This is a genomic window from Arthrobacter sp. JSM 101049 (genome assembly GCF_041679245.1).
Taxonomy (GTDB): Bacteria; Actinomycetota; Actinomycetes; order Actinomycetales; family Micrococcaceae; genus Arthrobacter_H.
In genome coordinates, this window is sequence record NZ_JBGFFC010000009.1 from 73,731 (window position 1) to 95,036 (window position 21,306).

Sequence of the window (21,306 nt, forward strand, 5' to 3'; positions counted from 1 at the left end):
AGGCCACGAAGCGGTTCCTGCTGCCCGCCTGCGATGGAACCGCTGCCGGCCTGCAGTGGAACCCGACCGCGGCCGTCTGGGAGGCCTGACTCCCGGTCCGCGGCCATTGCCGGCGTACCTTCATCCCTCCCTGTCAGCACGGCTGCTACAGCGCGGAGCTGCCCGGTTCCCATTCGCCGGTCACCAGGTAGTTGACCTTGCGGGCCACCGATACCCCGTGGTCCCCGTAGCGCTCCAGGTAGCGGCTGGTCAGCGTGACGTCGGCGGTGCGCGGGGCTGATTCGTCCCACTGCGGGTCGGCGACGATCTTGAAGACGCTGGCGTGCAGGTCATCGATGCGGGTGTTTAGCGCGACGATCTCCGCGGCGATCTCCAGGTCGCGGGTCTCCAGCAGCGTGACCAGCTTCCGCGCGATCTGGACATCGAGGCCAGCCATCTCCGCGAACACCGGCGCCACCGCCTCGGGGGCCACGTTGGCCGGGAAGCGCAGGCGGGCCAGCTGGGCGATGTGCCGGGCCAGGTCGCCCATCCGCTCGAGCGAGGCGCTCATCCGCAGCGAACCGACGATCATGCGCAGGTCCGAGGCCACCGGCCCCTGCAGGGCCAGCACGTCGATCGCCCGCTCGTCCAGCTGGTTCTGCATGAAGTCCACGCGCGCGTCCGCGGCAATGACTTCCTGGGCGACCTCGGTGTCGGCCTCGGCGTAGGAGGTGTGGGCTCGCTCCATGGCGTCAGCCACCAGGGTGGCCATCTCCGTGAGTTCCTCGCCGATCGTCTGCAGCTCCGCCTGGAAAACCTTGCGCACTGGGCGTCCTTTCTTCGCTGTGATCCCGTGCTGCTGGGCAGGGAACGGGCATTGTGGGATCCACTGTGCCACCCCTACCTTAACTTCGGGCCGCCCGTGCGTGAACATTGCGTGAATGGGCGCTGCAGGGGCGTCATTTCGGCGCTGCGGCCGCCGGGGGCCGGGCTACCCTAGAGGCGTGGATGACGCGCTGATGATCGTGGTCGCCGGGATCGTGGGCCTGGCGCTGGGCGTCGTGGGACTGCTCGCCTACCGGCAAAGCCGGCTGCAGCGCGAGGCGGTCGCCGACGTCGGCGAACCGACCCTTCCGGACGGTGCCGCCGAGATCCTCTCCGTGGTCGGTCGGGCCTTCGTCGTGGTCGACGACATCGACGGGGTGGTCCGGGCCAACCCGGCGGCCTATGCCTACGGGCTGGTCCGCGGGCACACCATGGTCCACTCCGAATTGCTGGCTTTGGCCCGCCGCGTACGCTCCGATGGGGTCATCGAGGAACGCCAGTTCGAGTTGCCGCTGGGCCCGCTGGGCCAGGGGACCATCGTGGTTCACGTCCGGGTCGCACCGCTGGGGCAGGAGTACATCCTGCTGCTGGCCGACGACCGCACCGAGATCACCCGCACCGAGGCCATGCGCAACGACTTCGTCGCCAACGTCTCCCACGAACTGAAGACCCCGGTCGGGGCGATCCAGCTGCTCTCCGAGGCGATCGACGGCGCCGCCGACGACGAGGTCGCCGTCCGGCGGTTCTCCACCCGGCTGGACAAGGAAGCCCACCGGTTGTCGGCGCTGGTGCAGGACATCATCGAGCTTTCCCGCCTGCAGGGGACCGACGTCGTGCTCCAGGGCCAGCCGGTGGACGTGAACCGGGTGGTCGCCGAGGCCGTGGACCGCAACAAGCTCACTGCCGAGGGAAAATCCATCACCATCACCGTCGGCGGCCACACCGAGGACCGCATCTTCGGGGACCGGGACCTGCTGATGACCGCGTTCCGCAACCTCATCGACAACGCGATCCGCTACTCGCCGGAGGGTACCAACGTCGGTGTCGGCGTGCGCTCGCGCGACGGGCTGGTCCAGGTGGCGGTGACCGATCAGGGCCCGGGCATCGCCCCCGAGGAGCAGGAACGCATCTTCGAGCGCTTCTACCGGGTCGATGCCGCCCGGACGCGCCAGACCGGCGGGACCGGCCTGGGCCTGAGCATCGTCAAGCACGTGATCTCCAACCATGGCGGCGAAATCACGCTGTGGTCCCAGCCGGGGCAGGGTTCCACCTTTACGGTGCGCATGCCCCGGCACGAGAACGCCACCTCACAGCCCGGCGAACCGGCAAGCACCGGCGCCGTCCCGGGACCCGCCCCGCAGACCGATACCGTGCGCGCACATCGCGGCACACAACAAGGAGGCCGAATTTGACCCGCATTCTGGTGGTCGAGGACGAGGAGTCGCTCAGCGACCCGTTGGAATACCTGCTCACGAAGGAGGGCTTCGAGGTCCAGGTCGCGGACAACGGCCTCGACGCCATCGTCGAGTTCGACCGCAGCGGGGCCGACCTGGTGCTGCTGGACCTCATGCTCCCGGGCCAGTCGGGCACCGAGGTCTGCCGGCAGCTGCGCCAGCGCTCCAGCGTCCCGGTCATCATGCTGACGGCCAAGGACTCGGAAATCGACAAGGTGGTGGGCCTGGAACTGGGCGCCGACGACTACGTGACCAAGCCCTACTCCGCCCGCGAGCTCGTCGCCCGGGTCCGGGCCGTGCTGCGGCGCCAGGGCGAACCCGAGGAACTGGTGGCCGCCACCGTGCAGGCTGGTCCGGTCCGCCTGGACGTCGAGCGGCACACCGTCACCGTGCACGGCGAAGCCGTGTCCTTCCCGCTCAAGGAGTTCGAGCTGCTGGAGATGCTGCTGCGCAACGCCGGCCGCGTGCTCACCCGCGGGCAGCTGATCGACCGGGTCTGGGGCTCGGACTACGTCGGGGACACCAAGACCCTCGACGTGCACGTCAAGCGGCTGCGCTCGAAGATCGAGCCGGACTCGGCCACACCGGTGCACCTGGTGACCGTGCGCGGGCTGGGCTACAAGTTCGAGGCCTGAGTGCGGGGCCAGTAGCACGACGCCGATGGCACGACTGCGGTGCATGCCGGCCCGGGTGCAAGAACGGCGGCCGGATCCCGAGGGGATCCGACCGCCGTCGTCGGTGGTCTTGGTGGTGCCTACTTCTCCGGTTCGAGGATCGGTTCGGTCGGCTGCAGGTGCTCGACCGTGGACTCGTCGTAGCCGCTGGGAATGAAGGGCCGGTAGGCCGGAAGGGCCCCGTTGACGATCGGCATGGATTCGGAGACGCTGTTGCCGCCGGACGTCACCGTGGCCTCGACGTGCGAACCCGGTGCCGCGCCGGCGCTGGGCAGCACGACCTTGTTGGCGTCGTCCTCGAGCTTCAGCGAGGTCTTCTTCGGCACGTCCACCGTGGTGGAGTTCCCGTCGACCGTCAGCTCCACGGAGATGGACTTGTCGGTGTCGTTGACGATGCTGCCGATCAGGCGGGCCGGTTCGCCTTCCGCGCCGGTCACCAGCATCATGTTGCGCAGCTGGGCATCGGCGACGTTGAAAACGATTCCATCCGAGGCGGAGTATTGCATGGTCGTGGCCTGCAGGTTCACCGCGCTGCAGCCGGTCATGCCGACCGCCAGCAGGGCGATGGCGGCAGCGGTCGCGGTACGGCGGCCGCGGAACTTCTGTGCGGTGGTCACGGCACAAACTCCTCTACAAGGTTCTATCTCTGGTGTTGTCGCACCAGTGCGGACGAGTGGGTTCCGCGCCGGAGCAGAAAAATAGCGTTGCTCCCAGCCTAATCGGTCCCCGGGCAAAAGTATGACTCCGCGTAGCCGGCGGTGCGACCCTGCCCGGTCGCCGTCCACGCCTCAGCCGGCCCGCGCGATAGCAGCAACGCCCGGAATTGCAAGGGCGGATTATGGCCCTCCTTCCCCGCGATGACGGGCAACGCGCCGGTAATAGAGCCAAATTCGTGATAAACTTGATTCCGGGAAAGGGGTTTATCCAGATGGTTTTTGAGGTTGGCGAAACGGTTGTTTACCCTCACCACGGTGCGGCGATGATCGAAGAAATCAAGATGCGGACGATCAAGGGCGAAGAGAAGATGTATCTCAAGCTCAAGGTCGCCCAGGGAGATCTGACAATCGAGGTTCCGGCTGAGAACGTGGATCTGGTCGGCGTCAGGGACGTCGTCGGCCAGGAGGGCCTGGAACATGTATTTGACGTCCTGCGCGCGGAGTTGACGGAGGAACCGACGAACTGGTCCCGCCGTTACAAGGCCAACCTGGAGAAGCTGGCCTCCGGCGACGTCGTCAAGGTGGCAGAGGTCGTCCGCGACCTGTGGCGCCGCGACAACGACCGCGGACTCTCGGCCGGCGAGAAGCGCATGCTCTCGAAGGCACGGCAGATCCTCATCAGCGAATTGGCGCTGGCCAAGAAGCTTGATGAGGAGAAGGCCGAAAGCGTCCTCGACGAGGTGCTCGCCTCCTAGCTGCCGACGCCGCTCCGGGGAACCGGAACGGCAGACAGCCGATGCACAGCACGAGGCCCGTCCACCGACAGGTGGGCGGGCCTTTCGCCTGCCCGCCGGTAAGGTGGGACGCGTGAGAGCACCCACCCCTGGCCGCCAGCGAACCGGAATCGTCGTGGTCGCCGCCGGCTCCGGGACCCGGCTCGGGCACGGCATGCCCAAGGCCCTCGTTCCGCTGGCCGGGCAGACGCTGCTGGACCACGCCCTGCGCGGGGTCATCGACTCCGGCGTCGCCGATGAGCTGGTCGTGGTCCTGCCGCCCGGCGACGACCGGCTGGACCGGGTCTGCCGCGCGGCCGCGGACCGCTCCGGAACCCCGGTGGCCACCGTGCCCGGCGGAGCCGAGCGGAACGACTCGGTCCGAGCCGGCCTGGCAGCCCTGGGGATCGTGGACCACGTCCTGGTACACGACGCCGCCCGCTGCCTCACCCCGCCCGCCGTGTTCGCCCGCATCGCCGCGGCACTGGCGGCAGGAGGCACCGCCGTCGTTCCCGGGGTACCGGTGGCCGACACGATCAAGGCCGTGGACCCGGCCGCGGCCGCCGCGTTGGACATCCCCGACGCCGCGGTCGTCACCGGCACCCCGGACCGTTCCGGCCTCCGCGCCATCCAGACCCCGCAGGGCTTCGACGCCGCGGCCCTGGCCGCGGCCCACGACCTGGCCGCCGGATGGGACCGGGCCGCAGCCGCGGCGATCACCGACGACGCCGGGCTGATGGAACGCGCCGGACACCCGGTGCTGGTGGTCCCCGGCGATCCGGCCGCCTTCAAGATCACCACCGCCCTGGACCTGCTGCTGGCCGAAGCCGTGCTGGCCCGCCAGGACACCACGGACCCCCACCCAGGAGCACTGATGGCCGACCGCCCCCTCATCCCGCGCACCGGCATCGGCATCGATGTCCACGCCGTCTCCACCGACCCGGAGCGCGGCCTCTGGCTGGCCGGGCTGCACTGGCCCGGCGAGGCCGGGCTCTCCGGGCACTCCGACGGCGACGCCGTGGCCCACGCCGCCTGCGACGCCCTGTTCTCCGCCGCCGGCATCGGCGACCTGGGCACCCACTTCGGCACCGACCGGCCCGAATTCGCCGGCGCCCCAGGGGTTCGGCTGCTGGGCGAGGCGGCCCGGCTGGTGCGCGCGGCCGGATGGGAGATCGGCAACGTCGCCGTCCAGTTCGTCGGCCGGCGCCCCAAGTTCGGGCCACGCCGCACCCAAGCCGATGCCGCGCTCACCGCCGCCGCCGGGGCACCGGTCACCGTCACCGCCACCACCTCCGACGGTCTCGGCTACGAGGGGTCGGGGCAGGGCATCACCGCCTACGCCACCGCCCTGGTCTATCCCGCGTCGGCTAATCTTGCTGGGTGAGCATCCGTTTCTATGACACCAAGCAGGCACAGGTCCGGGACTTCGTTCCCCTGACACCGGGGCGCGTGGGGCTCTACTACTGCGGTGCCACGGTCCAGGGTATGCCACACGTCGGACACGTCCGCTCGGCGATCGCCTTCGACATCCTGGTGCGCTGGCTGGAATACCGCGGGCTGCGCGTGGACGTGGTGCGCAACGTGACCGACATCGACGACAAGATCCTGGAGAAGTCCGCGGCCTCCTTCGCCCCCGGCTTCGAGGGCGGGGACCCCTACCTGGAGCAGGAGGACTGGTTCGCACTGGCCTACCGCTTCGAGCAGGCCTTCGCCCTGGCCTACGACACCCTGGGCGTGCGGCGACCCACCTACGAACCCCGCGCCACCGGGCACATCACCGAAATGCACGAGCTCATCGCCCGGCTCGTCGACGCCGGCCACGCCTACCCCGCCACCGACGGCTCCGGCGACGTCTACTTCGACGTACGCTCCTACCCGGATTACGGCGCCCTGACCCGCCAGCGCGTCGAGGACATGCAGGCGGCCCCCGACGCCGACCCCCGCGGCAAGCGCGACCCGCGGGACTTCGCCCTGTGGAAGGGACACAAGGATACCGACCCGGCCACCGCCTCCTGGCCCAGCCCCTGGGGCCGGGGCCGGCCGGGCTGGCACCTGGAGTGCTCGGCCATGGCCGGGAAGTACCTGGGCAGCGCGTTCGACATCCACGGTGGGGGCCTCGACCTGCGTTTCCCGCACCACGAGAACGAACTCGCCCAGTCCACCGCGGCCGGCGACGACTTCGCGAACTTCTGGATGCACAACGGCATGGTGACGTACCAGGGCGAGAAGATGTCCAAGTCGGTCGGCAACACCATCTCACCCGAGGAGATGCTCGCCACCGCCTCGCCGCGCGTCGTGCGGTATTTCCTGGGCCAGGCGCACTACCGCTCCCAGCTGGACTACAAGCCCACTTCGCTGCAGGAGGCCGCGGCCGCCGTCGAGCGCATCGACACGTTCACCTCCAACGCGCTGCAGCGGATCCACCAGGTCGCCCCGGGCGGGGACTTCGAGGTCGACATGGAGCACTTCGCGGTCACCGGGGACTTTGCCGCGGCGATGGACGACGACCTGAACGTCCCGCAGGCCCTGGCCGCCCTGCACGAGAGCGTGCGCCGCGGCAACAAGGCGCTGGCCGCCGGCGAGCTGGGGGAGGCCGACGTGGCGCTGCAACAGGTGCTGGCCATGACCTCGACGCTCGGCCTGGACGATGCGGCGGCCGGCGGCAGCGGCGCCGGATCGCCGGCGGCGCAGGAGGCGTTGGACACGCTCGTGCAGGCGCAGCTGGCCGAACGCATCGAGGCCCGGGCCGCGAAGGACTGGGCGCGGGCCGACCGGATCCGCGACACCCTGGCCGCCGCCGGGATCGTCGTGGAGGACTCGGCCGACGGCGCCCGCTGGTCGCTGAAATAGCCGCCGGTCCGGAAAAAACCGTTCCACCTGTAAAATAGGGGGTTGCCGGGCATCGCGACTGCGCGGACCCGACCCCACCAACCTCAAGGATTCCATCCCATGGCAGCACCCAAGCGTCACGGCGGCGCACCGAAGAAGAAGAAGGGCCCCACCGTCGGCACCGGTGGCCACGGCCGCAAGGCGCTCGAGGGCAAGGGCCCCACCCCCAAGGCCGAGGAACGGACCTACCACAAGGCCTACCGGAACAAGCAGCTGGCCGAACGCGCCGCCGCCAAGCCCGGCACCGGCCGCGCGCGCCCCGTCGGACGCAGCGCAGGCCGCGGCAAGAACGCCGAGGAGATGGTCACCGGCCGCAACTCGGTCCTGGAGGCCCTGCGCGCCGACATCCCGGCCAAGGCCCTCTACATGGCCATCCGGATCGACGTCGACGACCGCGTCCGCGAGGTCCTCAAGCTCGCCGCCGACCGCGGGCTGCCCGTGATGGAGACGGGCAAGCCCGAACTGGACCGGATGACCGACGAGGCCATCCACCAGGGCCTGGCCCTGCAGGTGCCGCCCTACGACTACCCGGACGCGCTGGAGACGGTGGAGCAGACGCTGGCCAAGGCGTCGAAGGGCTACATCAACAACACCCCGCTGTTCATCGCCCTGGACGGCATCACCGACCCGCGTAACCTCGGGGCCATCATCCGCTCGGCCTCGGCCTTCGGCGCCCACGCGGTGATCGTCCCCGAACGCCGCTCGGTGGGCATGACCGCCTCGGCCTGGAAGACCTCCGCCGGCGCCGCAGCCCGCGTGCCGGTCGCCCGCGCCACCAACCTGACCAACACGCTCAAGGCCATGAAGCAGTCCGGGGTGTACGTGATCGGGCTCGACGGCGATGGCGACGTCGACCTGACCGGCCTGGCCCTGGCCACCGAACCGCTGTGCATCGTCGTCGGGTCCGAGGGCAAGGGCCTCTCGCGCCTGGTGCGCGAGAACTGCGACCAGATCGTCTCCATCCCGATCGAATCGGCCATGGAATCGCTGAACGCCTCGATGGCCGTGGGCATCACCCTCTACGAGGTGTCCCGCCTCCGGACGGCCTAGGACGCACGCGCCAGTGAAGAAGCCCGCTGACGCTGTGCGCACCGCCCCCCAGGCGGCCGCCGGTCCCTCTGCCGCCATGCCCCTGGGCATTTCCGCGCCCCCGGCCGGCGCACCCGACGATGCCGTGAACGTCTCCGTGTTCGCCCCGGACCTCGAGGCCGTGGACGTGCACTACACCGACCCCGCGGGGGACCGGGCGGTGGCCCGGCTGCACGCCGACGACGACGGCACCCACCACGGGCTGGTCCCGATGCTGCGCCCGGGGGCCAGCTACGCGTTCTGGTCCCGCGATGCGGTGCTGCCGGCCGACGGGCAGCTGCTGCTGGACCCCTATGCCCGCGCGGTCCTCGAGGACGACGGCGGGGCCTACTGGGGCGTGCATGTCGCCGAGGACTTCGACTGGGGCGGCGACGCGGCCCCGGACGTGCCATGGCGCGACACGGTGATCTACGAGGCGCACGTGCGCGGCCAGTCGATGCTGCACCCCGACGTGCCGGAGGAACTGCGCGGCAGCTACGCCGGCATGGCGCACCCGGCCATGATCGGGCACCTGCTGGGGCTGGGCGTCACGGCGGTGCAGCTGCTGCCTATCCACGTCCACCTGGATGAGCCGCACCTGCAGGACCTCGGGCTGCCCAACTACTGGGGATACAACACCCTGGGCTTTTTCGCCCCGCACCCCGCCTACGCCAGCCCCGCGGCCCGCGCCGCCGGCCCGCAGGCCATCCGGGACGAGCTCAAGGGCATGATCCGGCTGCTGCACCAGGCCGGCCTGGAGGTCATCCTCGACGTCGTCTACAACCACACCGCCGAGGGCGGGCCCGGCCAGAAGACGTACTCGTGGCGCGGGCTCGGCGAGAGCTCGTACTACCGGCAGGATGCCGCCGGGCACTACGTGGACACCACCGGATGCGGGAACACCCTGGACTTCTCCTCGCAGCCGGTCATCGACCTGGCCCTGGCCTCCCTGCGCCACTGGGTCGAGGACTACCACGTCGACGGGTTCCGCTTCGACCTGGCCGTCACGCTGGCGCGCGACGAGGACAACCGGTTCACCCCGCGCCACCGGTTCCTGCAGGCCATCGCCGCGGACCCGGTCCTCTCCCACGTGAAGATGATCGCCGAACCCTGGGACCTCGGGCACGACGGCTGGCAGACCGGCCGGTTCCCCCCGGGCTTCGCCGACTGGAACGACGGCTTCCGCGACACCGTGCGCGACTTCTGGGTCGCCGGCCGCGCCGCACTCGAGGACGGCGGTGCCGCCCCCACCGTGGCTCGGCTGGCCAGCGTCCTCTCCGGCTCGCGGGAGACCTTCGCGGCCTCCGGGCGCGGACCGCTGGCCTCGGTGAACCTGGTCACCGCCCACGACGGGTTCACCCTGCGCGACCTGGTCAGCTACCGGCACAAGCACAACCAGGCCAACGGCGAATCCAACCGCGACGGGGCCGACGACAACCGCAGCCACAACCACGGCGTCGAGGGCCACACCGGCGACGAGTCCGTCGCGGCAGCCCGCCTGCTGACCGCCTCCAACGTCATGGCCACCCTGCTGCTCTCGCTCGGGGTCCCGATGATCACCGCGGGCGACGAGTTCGGCAAGACCCAGCGGGGCAACAACAACGCCTACTGCCAGGACAACGAGCTGTCCTGGCTGGACTGGAGCCCGGACGCCTTCGGCACGGCCATGCTCCGCCACACCCAGGCCTTCGCGAAGATCCGCCGCGAGTTCCTGCAGCACCAGCCGTTCGTGTACCCCACGATCGCCGAGAGCTCCTACCTGCTCTGGTTCAATGCGGAGGGCACGCCCATGCGCCAGGAGGAATGGACCGACGGCTCGACGCGGCTGGTGCAGCTGCTGCTGGGCTCGACCTCGGGCAGCATCGACGGGCTGGTGGTGTTCAACGGCCACCTGGGCGACCGCAGCATCCGCCTGCCCGAGGCGGTCTCGCTGCGCGACTTCCGCGGCAGGGCGCCCGAGGCCACGCGTTTCGAGTTGCGGTACGGCACCGGGGCCCGGGCGCCGCACCGCCAAGGTGCGGTCTTCGGCACCGGCGAGCTGGACACGGCCGAAGGCAACTCGATCACCATCTACCGCTGCGACGGCCCGGGCACGACCCGCCCCTGAGGCCGCCGGCCGGCCTCCGGGTGCGGATCAACCGGCGGTCGTGACCAGCCCCAGTTCGGTGTGGGCGGCCAGCAGCGGATGCTCCGGTACGACCCGCACCCCGTAGCCGAAGGCGCCGGGGCGTTCGAGCAGCAGCTCGCCACGGTAGAGGAACCGGCCGTTGCCCAGCTCCTCGGCCAGCTCGAGGCGGTGCGCGGAGGTCTCGAGCAGCTCGTCGCCGTCGCCGACGGTGCCCTGGACCGCCTCCACCCGCACGTCCGCGGGGGCGAGCCCGCCCAGGCGCAGGTAGGTGCTGACCCGGAAGGTGTCGCCGATGCTGGGTTCGGCCTCGATGTCGAGGGAATCGACGTGTTCGATGGCCACGCCGGGCCAGGCGGCGGTGACGCGGTGTGCGTAGGCGGCCACCTCGCGGGCCCCCGCGAATTCGTCCCGGGCGGCCAGCTGCCCGGCGGCAGCGGCGGGCAGGTACAGCGCGTTGGCGTAGTCCTTGACCATCCGGGCGGCCGAGACCTGCGGGCCCAGCACCGCGAGGGTGTGGCGGATCATGCCCAGCCACTGCCGGGGCACCCCGTCGTCGGACCGGGTCGAGGGCCCGGCGGCCCCCGCGGCGGGTTCCTCCTCCTGCCCGTAGAAGCGCGGGGCGACGGTATTCTCGATCAGGGCATACAGGGCCGCGGCCTCCAGGGAGTCGCGTTCCTCCGGCGAGGCCCCCTCGGGTGCGGTGGGAATGGCCCAGCCGTTGCCGCCGTCGTACATCTCGTCCCACCAGCCATCGAGCACCGACAGGTTCAGCGCACCGTTCAGCGCCGCCTTCATGCCCGAGGTGCCGCAGGCCTCCAGCGGGCGCAGCGGGTTGTTCAGCCAGACGTCGCAGCCCGGGAAGAGCGTGCGGGCCATCGCCATGTCGTAGTTGGGCAAAAAGACGATCCGGTGGCGGACCTCCGGGTCGTCGGTGAAGTGGACCAGGTCCTGGATCATCCGCTTGCCGGATTCGTCGGCCGGATGCGATTTGCCGGCGATGACCAGCTGGATGGGCCGGGTGGGGTGCAGCAGGGCCGCCTTGAGCCGAACCGGGTCGCGGAGCATCAGCGTCAGGCGCTTGTAGGTCGGCACACGACGGGCGAAGCCGATGGTCAGCACGTCCGGATCCAGCACGGACTCGGTCCAGCCCAGCTCGGCCTCGGCGACCCCGCGGTCCTTCCAGGAGGCGCGCAACCGGGTCCTGACATCGTCGATGAGCTGGACGCGCAGTTCCCGGCGCAGGGCCAGCAGCCGGGCATCGTCGTCGGCCCCGTCGGTGGCCTGGCCCCCGGTGTAGGCGGCGACGCGCGGGTCCACCCAGGTGGCCTCGTGGACGCCGTTGGTGATCGAGCCGATGGGCACCTCGGGGGCGTCGAAGCCCGGGTAGAGCCCGGCGAACATGCCGCGGGAGACCTCCCCGTGCAGCTTGGAGACGCCGTTGGCGCGCTGGGCCAGGCGCAGCCCCATGGCCGCCATGTTGAACGTCTCGTCGTTGCCGCCCAGCCGGGACTCGGACCCGAGGGCCAGCACCGCCTCGGTGGGCACGCTCGGGGCCAGCCCGGCGTCCAGGAAGTGCGCGATCTGGGAGGCGTCGAACCGATCGATCCCCGCGGGAACGGGCGTATGGGTGGTGAACACCGTGCCGGCGCGCACCGCGGCCAGGGCGGTGTCGAAGTCCAGCCCGTCGTCCATCAGCTCGCGGATCCGCTCGATGCCCAGGAACCCGGCGTGGCCCTCGTTGGTGTGGAAGACCTCGGGGGCCTCGGCGCCGGTCAGCCGGGCGTGCACGCGCAGGGCCTTCACCCCGCCCATGCCCAGCAGCAGCTCCTGCTGCAGCCGGTGGTCCCCGCCGCCGCCGTACAGCCGATCGGTGGTGGACCGGGCGGCGTCGTCGTTGGCGGAGATGTTCGAATCCAGCAGCAGCAGCGGCACCCGGCCGACGTCGGCCCGCCAGATGTGCGCGTGCAGCTCGCGCCCGCCGGGCAGTGGCAGCACCACGCTGGCAATGGAGCCGTCCGGCTCGCGCAGCAGCGTCAGCGGCAGCCCGTGCGGGTCCAGGACCGGGTAGGACTCCTGCTGCCAGGCGTCGCGGGAGAGCGACTGCTTGAAGTACCCGGCCTGGTAGAGGAGGCCCACGGCCACGATCGGCACCCCGAGGTCGCTGGCGGCCTTGAGGTGGTCCCCGGCGAGGATCCCCAGCCCGCCCGAATACTGCGGCAGGGCTGCGGTGATCCCGTACTCGGGGGAGAAGTAGGCGATCGAGGCCGGCTTGGCGCCCTCGAGCCCCTGGTACCACCGCGGGTGCGCCAGGTAGTCGGCCAGGTCCGCGGCCAGGGACGCGATGCGCCCCACCAGCTCCGCGTCGGCGCCGAACTCCAGCAGCCGCGACCGGTCGAAGCGCCCGAGCAAAGCCACGGGGTCCCCGCGCACGGCCTCCCAGCCGGCGGGGTCCAAATCGCGGAACAGCTCGGCGGTGGGTCGGTGCCAGGACCACCGCAGGTTCGAGGCCAGGGGCCCCAGACCGGCGATGTTCTCGGGGAGGACGGTGCGGACGGTAAAACGTCGAATGGCCTTCACACGCTGAACGCTAGCCTAGAACCGTGCCGGGTGGGCACCCTTGCCCGGAAAGTGACCGCACGGCGATCGTGGAAGGTCACAGATCGGCACCGCGGCTCAAAACCTTGGCTTTTGGGCCGCCGACTGGCTAGCGTCTACAGGGTGAGCACCAGGCGCACGGCCCGATTCGGCCGCATCCCCGTCACCGACGTCTTCCCTGTCATCGAAGGCGGGCGTTTCCCCGCCAAGGCCATCGCCGGGCAGGACGTCCTGGTCAAGGCCACTGCCTTCCGCGAGGGCCATGATGCGCTCGCCGTCGAGGCGGTGCTCTACGACCCCGATGGCATCGAGCGCCAGCGCGTGCCGATGCGTCCCGGCGCCCCCGGGCTCGACGAGTGGCTGGGCACCGTCCGGCCGTCCAGCGAGGGCGACTGGACCTTCGAGGTCGAGGCCTGGGACGACCCGATCGGCACCTGGAAGCACGACGCCGGCATCAAGGTCCCCGCGGGCATCGACGCCGAGCTGATGCTCGCCGAGGGGACGCTGCTCTTCCGCGAGGCGGCCGCCGCGTCGCCGGAGCCGGCGGCCCTGGAAGCCGTCGCCGCCACGTTGGCCGATCCCTCCCTGCCACCCGAAACGCGGCTGGCCGCCGCCTCGGCCGAGGCGGCCACCGCCGAATTGGCGCAGCGGCCCCTGCGCCGCCTGGTCACCGGCGGCGGCAGGTTTCCGCTGCTGGTCGAACGCGAACGGGCCGGCCGCGGCGCCTGGTACGAGTTCTTCCCGCGGTCCGAGGGAGCCCGCTTCGACCCGGACACCGGCACGTACACCTCGGGCACCTTCGCCACCGCCGCCGATCGGCTGGAGGCCGTGGCGGGGATGGGGTTCCAGGTCGTCTACCTTCCCCCGATCCACCCCATCGGGCGCACCTTCCGCAAGGGCCCGAACAACACGCTGACCGCCGGCGAACAGGATCCCGGCTCGCCGTGGGCGATCGGCTCGGCCGAGGGAGGCCACGACGCCATCCACCCGGACCTGGGCACCCCGGCGGACTTCGCGGCATTCGTGAATCGAGCGCACAACCTGGGCCTGGAGGTCGCCCTGGACCTGGCGCTGCAGGCCTCCCCGGACCACCCGTGGGTCTCCGAGCACCCGGAGTGGTTCACCACCCGCGCCGACGGCACCATCGCCTACGCGGAGAACCCGCCGAAGAAGTACCAGGACATCTACCCGCTGAACTTCGACAACGACCCGCAGGGGCTCAGCGCCGAGATCCTGCGCATCGTGACCTTGTGGATCGAGCGCGGTGTGCGGATCTTCCGCGTCGACAACCCGCACACCAAGCCCGTGGGATTCTGGGAGTGGCTCATCGGCCAGGTCAACGAGCAGCATCCGGGCACGGTGTTCCTGGCCGAGGCCTTCACCCGCCCGGCGATGATGCACGCCCTGGGCCGCGCCGGGTTCCAGCAGTCCTACACCTACTTCACCTGGCGCAACACCAAGGAGGAGCTCCAGGAGTACTTCACGGAGGTCTCCCGCGAGACCTCGGCGTTCTTCCGGCCGAACTTCTTCGTGAACACCCCCGACATCCTCACCGAGTACCTGCAGTTCGGCGGTCCGGCGGCCTTCAGGATCCGCGCCGCGCTGGCGGCGACCGCGTCCCCGCTATGGGGCGTCTACGCCGGGTACGAGCTCTACGAACACGTCGCCCGGCCGGGGGCCGAGGAGTACATCGACAACGAGAAGTTCCAGTACAAGGTCCGCGACTTCGACGACGCCGAGGCCGAGGGCCGCTCGCTGGCCCCCTACCTGCGCCGGCTCAACGCCATCCGCGCCGACCACCCCGCGCTGGGCGAACTGCAGAACCTCGTCGTGCACGCCACCACCGACGACGCGACAATCGCCTACTCGAAGTCCCGCCGCCGCGATGCCGTGGGCATCCCGGCCCCCGCGGGCACGACGGCGGCTGCCGGACCCGGTGCGGCGCAGGCCACCGCCGCCGAACCCGCCGTGGGTCCGCTGCCGGGCCAGGAAATCGACACGCTCATCGTCGTGGTGAACACCGATCCGCACGGGGCCCGGGAATGCACTGTCAGCCTGGACCTGGAGGCGCTGGAGTTGCGGGAGCAGGACCTCGACGCGGAGGGCCGCTTCACGGTGGACGACCTGCTCACCGGCCAGAGCTGGCAGTGGTCCGAACACAACTACGTGCGCCTGGACCCGCACGTCGAACCCGTGCACATCCTGCATATCCGCCGGGGAACCTGATGGCCAACCCGTTCCAGCTCAACGTCCCGGGTCTCACCCACGACCCGCAGTGGCACCGCAAGTCGGTGTTCTACGAGGTGCTGGTCCGGGCCTTCTCGGACGCCAACGGGGACGGCAGCGGCGATATCGCCGGACTGCTCGACAAGCTGGACTACCTGCAGTGGCTGGGCGTGGACTGCCTCTGGATCCCGCCGTTCTACAAGTCCCCGCTGCGTGATGGCGGCTACGACATTTCCGACTACTACGACGTGCTCGACGAATTCGGCACCATCGGCGACTTCCGGCGCCTGGTCGCCGAGGCCCACGAACGCGGCCTGCGGATCATCATCGATTTGCCGATGAACCACACCTCCGACGAGCACCCCTGGTTCCAGGCCTCGCGCCGGGAACCCGACGGCGAATACGGCGACTTCTATGTGTGGAGCGACACCGATGAACTGTATTCGGAGGCGCGGATCATCTTCGTGGACACCGAGGAGTCGAACTGGGCCTTCGACCCGATCCGGCGGCAGTTCTACTGGCACCGCTTCTTCAGCCACCAGCCCGACCTGAACTTCGAGAACCCCCGCGTGCACGAGGCGATGTTCGACGTCGTGCGCTACTGGCTGGACCTGGGCGTGGACGGGTTCCGCGCCGATGCCATCCCCTACCTGTTCGAGGAGGAGGGGACCAACTGCGAGAACCTCCCGCCCACCCACGATTTCCTGCGCCGGCTGCGCAGGCTGGTCGACGCCGAGTACCCGGGACGGGTCATCATCGCCGAGGCCAACCAGCCGCCGGTGGAAGTCGTCGAGTACTTCGGCACGGAGGAGGAGCCGGAATGCCACATGTGCTTCCACTTCCCGATCATGCCCCGGCTCTTCTTCGCCCTGCGGGACCAGCTGGCCGCGCCGGTGATCGAGGCGATGGACCAGACGCCCGGCATCCCCGCCGGCAGCCAGTGGGGCACCTTCCTGCGCAACCACGACGAGCTGACCCTGGAGATGGTCACCCCCGAAGAGCGCGAGGCGATGCTCGGGTGGTATGCCCCGGATGCGCGGATGCGCGCCAACGTGGGCATCCGCCGCCGGCTGACGCCCCTGCTGGACAACTCGCGGGCGGAACTGGAGCTGCTCTACGCGCTGCTCTTCGGGCTGCCGGGCAGCCCCTTCCTGTACTACGGCGACGAGATCGGCATGGGCGACAACATCTGGCTCGATGACCGCGACGCCTCGCGGACCCCGATGCAGTGGACGCCGGACCGCAACGCCGGGTTCTCCTCGGCCGACCCCGGCCAGCTCTACCTGCCCGTGGTGCAGTCACTGGTCTACGGCTATACGAACGTCAACGTCGAGCAGCAGCTGGACCACAGCGGCTCCCTGCTGCACTGGGTCCGCCAGATCCTGGGCGTGCGGCGTGAGCACCCGGTCTTCGGACTGGGCGGGTACCGCAACGTCCCGGCCTCGGCCCCCAGCGTCCTGGCCTTCCTGCGCGGGACGGCCACGACCGACCACACCGCATCCCGCCGCGGCGGCGCACCGGCCCCGACGGCACCGGCCTTCGAGAACGAACCCGAGGAGGGGGAAACCTTGCTGTGCATCTACAACCTGTCCCAGCATCCGGTGGCGACCGAGCTGGACCTGCCGCACTACGCCGGACGGGGCCTACGCGACGTCTTCGGCGGGGGGATCTTCCCGCCGGTCTCCGACGCGGGACGCCTGTCCATCACCCTCGGATCTCAGGGCTTCTTCTGGCTGCGGCTGCGCTCGGCGCGATCCGACGTCCACGCCGCCGCCACCACGACCCTGCCGGTCGTCGATCCCGTGGATGCCCGGCGATGAGCGGCGACACAGGACTCACCGACGCCCTCCGTCCGTGGTTGGCAACCCAGCGCTGGTGTCCGGCCCCGGCCGGGGGATCCACGCTGTCCGTCGTCGGCACGGTGCCGATCGCGCATCCGGATCCGGAGGTGCTGATGCTCAGCGTGCTGCTGGCCGTCCGATCCGTCGGCAGCACGGACGAGGGAACTTCACGACCAGTCGACGACGCCCCGCCCGTGGAGGAGACGGTCATCCACGTCCCGCTGTCCCTGCACCGCAGACCACATAACGCGGCCGGCGACCCCGTGGCCACGCTGGACCGGCCCACGGTTGACTCCCTCGGCGCGTCAGCAGGCCAGCCCGTCACCGACGACGACGGCGACTGGCTGGCCTACGACGCGACCCAGGACCCGGAATTCGTCGACGCCTGGGCGGCGATGATGGCCGTGCCCGGGGTCCAGCCCGGATCCCTGCGCGTCATGCACGGCGAACAGTCCAACACCTCGGTCGTCCTGGAGACCGCGTCCGGCCCGGTGATCATCAAGTTCTTCCGGGTCCCGCTGCCCGGGGCCAACCCGGACGTGGAGCTGGGGACCCTGCTCTCGGACGCGGGATCGCACGAGGTCCCGCGCTCGCTGGGCAGCCTGGACGGGAACTGGCGCGTCGGCGACCGGCAGGTGACCGGGACGCTGTCGGTCGTCCGGGAGTTCCTGCGCGGATCCGTCGACGCCTGGCGCACCGCCAGCACGGCGGCCATCGAAAACCGCGACTTCACCGCAGAGGCCACCGAACTCGGCCGCGTCGTGGCCCGCCTGCACCGCGACCTGCGCTCCGTGGCACCCACGGTCGAGGCCACCCCGGACCAGACCCGCGCCTTCGTCGAGGCGCTGCGCGGCCGCCTGCTGTGGGGATGGGAACGTGCCGCACCCGCGGACGGTGCCCTGGCCGATGCCTTCAGCGAGGTCCTCGAGTCGCTGGGCGCCCTGGGACGGCTTCCCCTGCTGCAGCGCATCCACGGCGACCTGCATCTGGGCCAGGTCCTGGCCGTGGGCGAGCGCGGCTGGGTGGTCCTGGACTTCGAGGGCGAGCCGCTGCGTACCGCCGCGGACCGCGGTGGCGACGACGTGGCCTTGCGCGATGTCGTGGGCATGCTGCGCTCCTTCGACTACGCCGCCGGCATGGCCACCCGGTCCGTGCCCGATGGCCCGGCGTCCGGATCGGCGCCCTCGGCGGCCGCACCGGGGCAGGACCGGCACGAAGCCGCCCGCCAATGGTCCGCCCGCACCCGGAAGGCGTTCCTGAGCGGGTACCGTGAGGAATCGGGGGAGGCCATCGACATCCAGTCGCCGCTCTTTCTGGCCCTGTGGCTGGACAAGGCCCTGTACGAAGTCGTGTACGAACAGCAGAACCGGCCGTCCTGGGAACAGGTACCGGCATCGGCGGTCCAGGAGGTCCTTTCAGCCATGCAGAACCCGTCCGAAAAACCCCGCGACGACCAGCCCCACGCCACCGCCGCCCAACTGGCAGCGGCCGGTACATCGCCGCGGCCGGTATCCGCCGAGGTGCTCTCCGCCGTCGCCCAGGGCCGGTACCACGCGCCCCACGGGGTCCTGGGTGCCCACCTCGGCGACGACGGGACGGTCACGGTCCGCACCCTGCGCAAGCTCGCCCGATCCGTCGCCCTCGTCACCGAAGCCGGACGCTGGGACATGCACCACGAGCACGACGGCGTCTGGGTCGCCGCGGTGCCCACCCCACCCGGACGCGAGGGCACCGTCCCGGACTATCGGCTCGAGGTCGCCTACGGCGACTCGGCCCCGACCCGGGTCGACGATCCCTACCACTACCTGCCCACCCTCGGCGAGATCGACCTGCACCTCATCGGGGAGGGACGCCACGAACGCCTCTGGGAGGTCCTCGGAGCCCGGATCCAGCGCTACCACACGGCGCTGGGTGACTGCGAGGGAACGGCCTTCGCCGTCTGGGCGCCCAACGCGCGGGCCGTCCGCGTGGTCGGTGACTTCAACGGCTGGGACGGCACGGCCAGCGCCATGCGCTCGCTGGGGCGCTCAGGGGTCTGGGAGATCTTCCTGCCTGGCGTCGGTGCCGGCTCCGTCTACAAGTTCGAGCTCCTGGGCCAGGACGGACACTGGCGGCAGAAGGCCGACCCGATGGCCCGCTACGCGGAGGTCCCGCCCCTGACCGGTTCGATCGTCGTCGAGTCCTCCTACGGATTCCAGGACGACGAGTGGATGTCCACCCGTGCCACACGGGACCCGCACGCAGGGCCGATGAGCGTCTACGAGGTCCACCTCGGCTCCTGGCGGCCCGGCCTGGACTACCGCCAGATGGCCGACCAGCTCAGCGAGTACGTCTCCTGGCAGGGATTCACGCACGTGGAGATGATGCCCGTCGCCGAGCACCCGTTCGGGGGATCCTGGGGCTACCAGGTCACCTCCTACTTCGCGCCCACCTCGCGCTTCGGGCACCCCGACGACTTCCGCTACCTCGTCGACCGGCTCCACCAGGCCGGCATCGGCGTGATCATGGACTGGGTTCCCGCCCACTTCCCGAAGGACGAATGGGCGCTGGCCCGCTTCGACGGCCAGCCGCTCTATGAGCATGCCGACCCGCGGCGCGGCGAACACCCGGACTGGGGGACCCTCGTCTTCGATTTCGGCCGCCATGAGGTGCGCAACTTCCTGGTCGCCAACGCCCTCTACTGGCTCGGAGAGTTCCACATCGACGCACTACGCGTGGATGCGGTCGCCTCCATGCTCTACCTGGACTACTCGCGCGAAGACGGCGGATGGGAACCGAACGTCCACGGCGGACGGGAGAACCTGGAGGCCATCTCCTTCCTGCAGGAACTCAACGCCACTGCCTACCGGGCCAACCCGGGCATCGCCATGATCGCCGAGGAGTCCACGGCCTTTCCCGGGGTGACGGCACCGACCTCCGGCGGCGGACTGGGCTTCGGGCTGAAATGGAACATGGGCTGGATGCACGACTCGCTCGAGTACATGTCCGAGGACCCGGTCAACCGCTCCTACCACCACCACAAGATCACCTTCTCGATGGTCTACGCCTACACGGAAAACTTCCTGCTGCCCATCAGCCATGACGAGGTCGTCCACGGCAAGGGATCGTTGCTGCGGCGCATGCCGGGGGACCGTTGGCGCCAGCTGGCACAGGTCAGGGCCTACCTGGCCTTCCAATGGGCCCATCCGGGCAAGCAGCTGATCTTCATGGGCACCGAGTTCGCCCAGGAGGGGGAGTGGAGCGAGCAGTATGGGCTCGACTGGTGGGTGGCCGACACGCACCAGCACCGCGGCGTCCAGCTCACCGTCCGCGCCCTGAACGGGATCTACCGGGAGCTGGCTTCGTTCTGGGAACTGGACAACGACCCGGCCGGGTTCGCCTGGATCAACGACCATGAATCGGCCGGCAACACCCTGAGCTTCATCCGCCGGGACGCCCAGGGCCATGAGCTGGTGTGCGTGGCCAACTTCTCCGGCGAGCCGCACCTGGGCTACCGGCTGGGACTGCCGGAAGTGGGGGAGTGGACGGAGGTGCTCAATACCGACGAGACCGAATTCGGGGGATCCGGAGTGGGCAACCCGGGGACGATCCGCGCCGACGGCCCAGAGCTCGACGGCCAGCCGGCCTCGGCCACGGTCGACCTTCCGCCGCTGGGCGTCATCTACCTCGTCCCGGGGGCCAGGAACTGACGTACGGGCGCTGCCCCTCACGGGATCCAGAGGGGCAGCGCCCGTACGTGGTGCAGCACACAGTGGGGCCAGGTCGCCCGCAGGGTGGGAAACGACCCCTCCGAAGGGCCCCTGGCCGCGGAAATTCGGGGTTTTGGGAGAACCGGAACCGGGGAAAGCTCGCGATTTGGCGAAGTCGGCTGGATGTGGGTATAGTTATTTCCCGCGCCGGTCGCCAATAAAACTTCTCCACGGGGAAGTCAACGGGACGGCGCAGACTTCCGGAAAACTGAGGAAACGGTCGATTTGACCGGAACGAAGCGAACGGGTAAGTTAGACAAGTTGCTCCAGAGCGAAGCGGCCGGCCGGATGGCGGGTTGTGGAAGTTGGAAGCGTCTGTTGTTTGAGAACTCAATAGTGTGCCATGTTTGTTGACACCGATTTTTTATGAATTGGTGAATGGTTTTTGGTGGGTGCACCCCCGTGTGCCTGCTGAGGACAGTTTGCCGGGATTCTTGTAACTTGGTGCA

At 70.1% G+C, this 21,306-nt stretch carries 13 protein-coding genes; 10 read left to right on the forward strand and 3 right to left on the reverse strand.

Annotated features, from left to right (window positions below):
* Nucleotides 1–145: 145 nt before the first annotated feature.
* The gene (phoU, locus tag AB8M85_RS16395; RefSeq protein WP_372699906.1) at nt 146–805 is read right to left on the reverse strand and encodes a phosphate signaling complex protein PhoU; all 660 of its coding nucleotides are present in this window, start codon (nt 803–805) and stop codon (nt 146–148) included.
* Nucleotides 806–983: 178 nt separating this feature from the next.
* Here phoU and AB8M85_RS16400 point away from each other — a divergent pair, with 178 nt between their 5' ends.
* Nucleotides 984–2,216 carry a sensor histidine kinase gene (locus AB8M85_RS16400; RefSeq protein ID WP_372699907.1) on the forward strand — a complete coding sequence of 411 codons (1,233 nt, stop codon included), beginning with the start codon at nt 984–986 and terminating at the stop codon, nt 2,214–2,216.
* On the forward strand, nt 2,213–2,893 hold the full coding sequence (locus AB8M85_RS16405; protein WP_372699908.1) for a response regulator transcription factor: 681 nt from the start codon (nt 2,213–2,215) through the stop codon (nt 2,891–2,893). The genes AB8M85_RS16400 and AB8M85_RS16405 overlap by 4 nt, the downstream gene beginning before the upstream one ends.
* 119 nt (nt 2,894–3,012) lie before the next feature.
* On the opposite strand, the gene AB8M85_RS16410 is transcribed toward AB8M85_RS16405, so the two are convergent.
* Nucleotides 3,013–3,549, reverse strand: coding sequence for a hypothetical protein (locus AB8M85_RS16410; RefSeq protein WP_372699909.1), 537 nt, complete (start codon nt 3,547–3,549; stop codon nt 3,013–3,015).
* Nucleotides 3,550–3,860: 311 nt separating this feature from the next.
* Here AB8M85_RS16410 and AB8M85_RS16415 point away from each other — a divergent pair, with 311 nt between their 5' ends.
* The 5 genes from AB8M85_RS16415 to glgX all read left to right on the forward strand — a co-directional run bounded on the left by AB8M85_RS16415 (nt 3,861) and on the right by glgX (nt 10,425).
* Entirely contained in the window at nt 3,861–4,343 is a 483-nt protein-coding gene (locus tag AB8M85_RS16415; RefSeq protein ID WP_372699910.1) for a CarD family transcriptional regulator, read from the forward strand.
* A gap of 112 nt (nt 4,344–4,455) precedes the next feature.
* A complete protein-coding gene (gene ispD, locus AB8M85_RS16420) occupies nt 4,456–5,745 on the forward strand; it encodes a 2-C-methyl-D-erythritol 4-phosphate cytidylyltransferase (protein ID WP_372699911.1) in 1,290 nt (429 codons plus the stop codon).
* Nucleotides 5,742–7,211 (forward strand): cysteine--tRNA ligase, encoded by a 1,470-nt coding sequence (cysS, locus tag AB8M85_RS16425; RefSeq protein ID WP_372699912.1) that lies wholly within the window; start codon nt 5,742–5,744, stop codon nt 7,209–7,211. Before ispD ends, cysS begins: the two co-directional genes overlap by 4 nt.
* Nucleotides 7,212–7,310: 99 nt before the next feature.
* Nucleotides 7,311–8,300 (forward strand): 23S rRNA (guanosine(2251)-2'-O)-methyltransferase RlmB, encoded by a 990-nt coding sequence (gene rlmB / locus AB8M85_RS16430; protein ID WP_372699913.1) that lies wholly within the window; start codon nt 7,311–7,313, stop codon nt 8,298–8,300.
* 76 nt (nt 8,301–8,376) lie between these two features.
* Nucleotides 8,377–10,425: a glycogen debranching protein GlgX gene (gene glgX, locus AB8M85_RS16435; RefSeq protein ID WP_372699922.1), complete on the forward strand. Its 2,049-nt coding sequence runs from the start codon at nt 8,377–8,379 to the stop codon at nt 10,423–10,425.
* Between the two features lie 27 nt (nt 10,426–10,452).
* Here glgX and glgP read toward each other — a convergent pair whose 3' ends face one another.
* Nucleotides 10,453–13,023 (reverse strand): alpha-glucan family phosphorylase, encoded by a 2,571-nt coding sequence (gene glgP / locus AB8M85_RS16440; protein ID WP_372699914.1) that lies wholly within the window; start codon nt 13,021–13,023, stop codon nt 10,453–10,455.
* A gap of 141 nt (nt 13,024–13,164) precedes the next feature.
* Between glgP and AB8M85_RS16445 the strand changes: the two genes are divergently transcribed.
* The 3 genes from AB8M85_RS16445 to glgB are packed head-to-tail and all read left to right on the forward strand — an operon-like array spanning nt 13,165 to nt 20,797.
* Nucleotides 13,165–15,267: an alpha-1,4-glucan--maltose-1-phosphate maltosyltransferase gene (locus AB8M85_RS16445; RefSeq protein ID WP_372699915.1), complete on the forward strand. Its 2,103-nt coding sequence runs from the start codon at nt 13,165–13,167 to the stop codon at nt 15,265–15,267.
* Nucleotides 15,267–17,087, forward strand: a complete 1,821-nt coding sequence (gene treS, locus AB8M85_RS16450; RefSeq protein WP_372699916.1) for a maltose alpha-D-glucosyltransferase — start codon at nt 15,267–15,269, stop codon at nt 17,085–17,087. The genes AB8M85_RS16445 and treS overlap by 1 nt, the downstream gene beginning before the upstream one ends.
* Nucleotides 17,084–20,797: a 1,4-alpha-glucan branching protein GlgB gene (gene glgB / locus AB8M85_RS16455; protein ID WP_372699917.1), complete on the forward strand. Its 3,714-nt coding sequence runs from the start codon at nt 17,084–17,086 to the stop codon at nt 20,795–20,797. Before treS ends, glgB begins: the two co-directional genes overlap by 4 nt.
* The last annotated feature ends 509 nt before the right edge of the window (nt 20,798–21,306 follow it).

What these genes read in the sequence shown, in the direction of transcription:
- AB8M85_RS16415 (WP_372699910.1), top strand. Translation starts at nt 3,861, where the DNA reads ATGGTTTTTGAGGTTGGCGAAACGGTTGTTTACCCTCACCACGGTGCG.
- rlmB (WP_372699913.1), top strand. Translation starts at nt 7,311, where the DNA reads ATGGCAGCACCCAAGCGTCACGGCGGCGCACCGAAGAAGAAGAAGGGC.
- glgX (WP_372699922.1), top strand. Translation starts at nt 8,377, where the DNA reads ATGCCCCTGGGCATTTCCGCGCCCCCGGCCGGCGCACCCGACGATGCC.
- treS (WP_372699916.1), top strand. Translation starts at nt 15,267, where the DNA reads ATGGCCAACCCGTTCCAGCTCAACGTCCCGGGTCTCACCCACGACCCG.
- glgB (WP_372699917.1), top strand. Translation starts at nt 17,084, where the DNA reads ATGAGCGGCGACACAGGACTCACCGACGCCCTCCGTCCGTGGTTGGCA.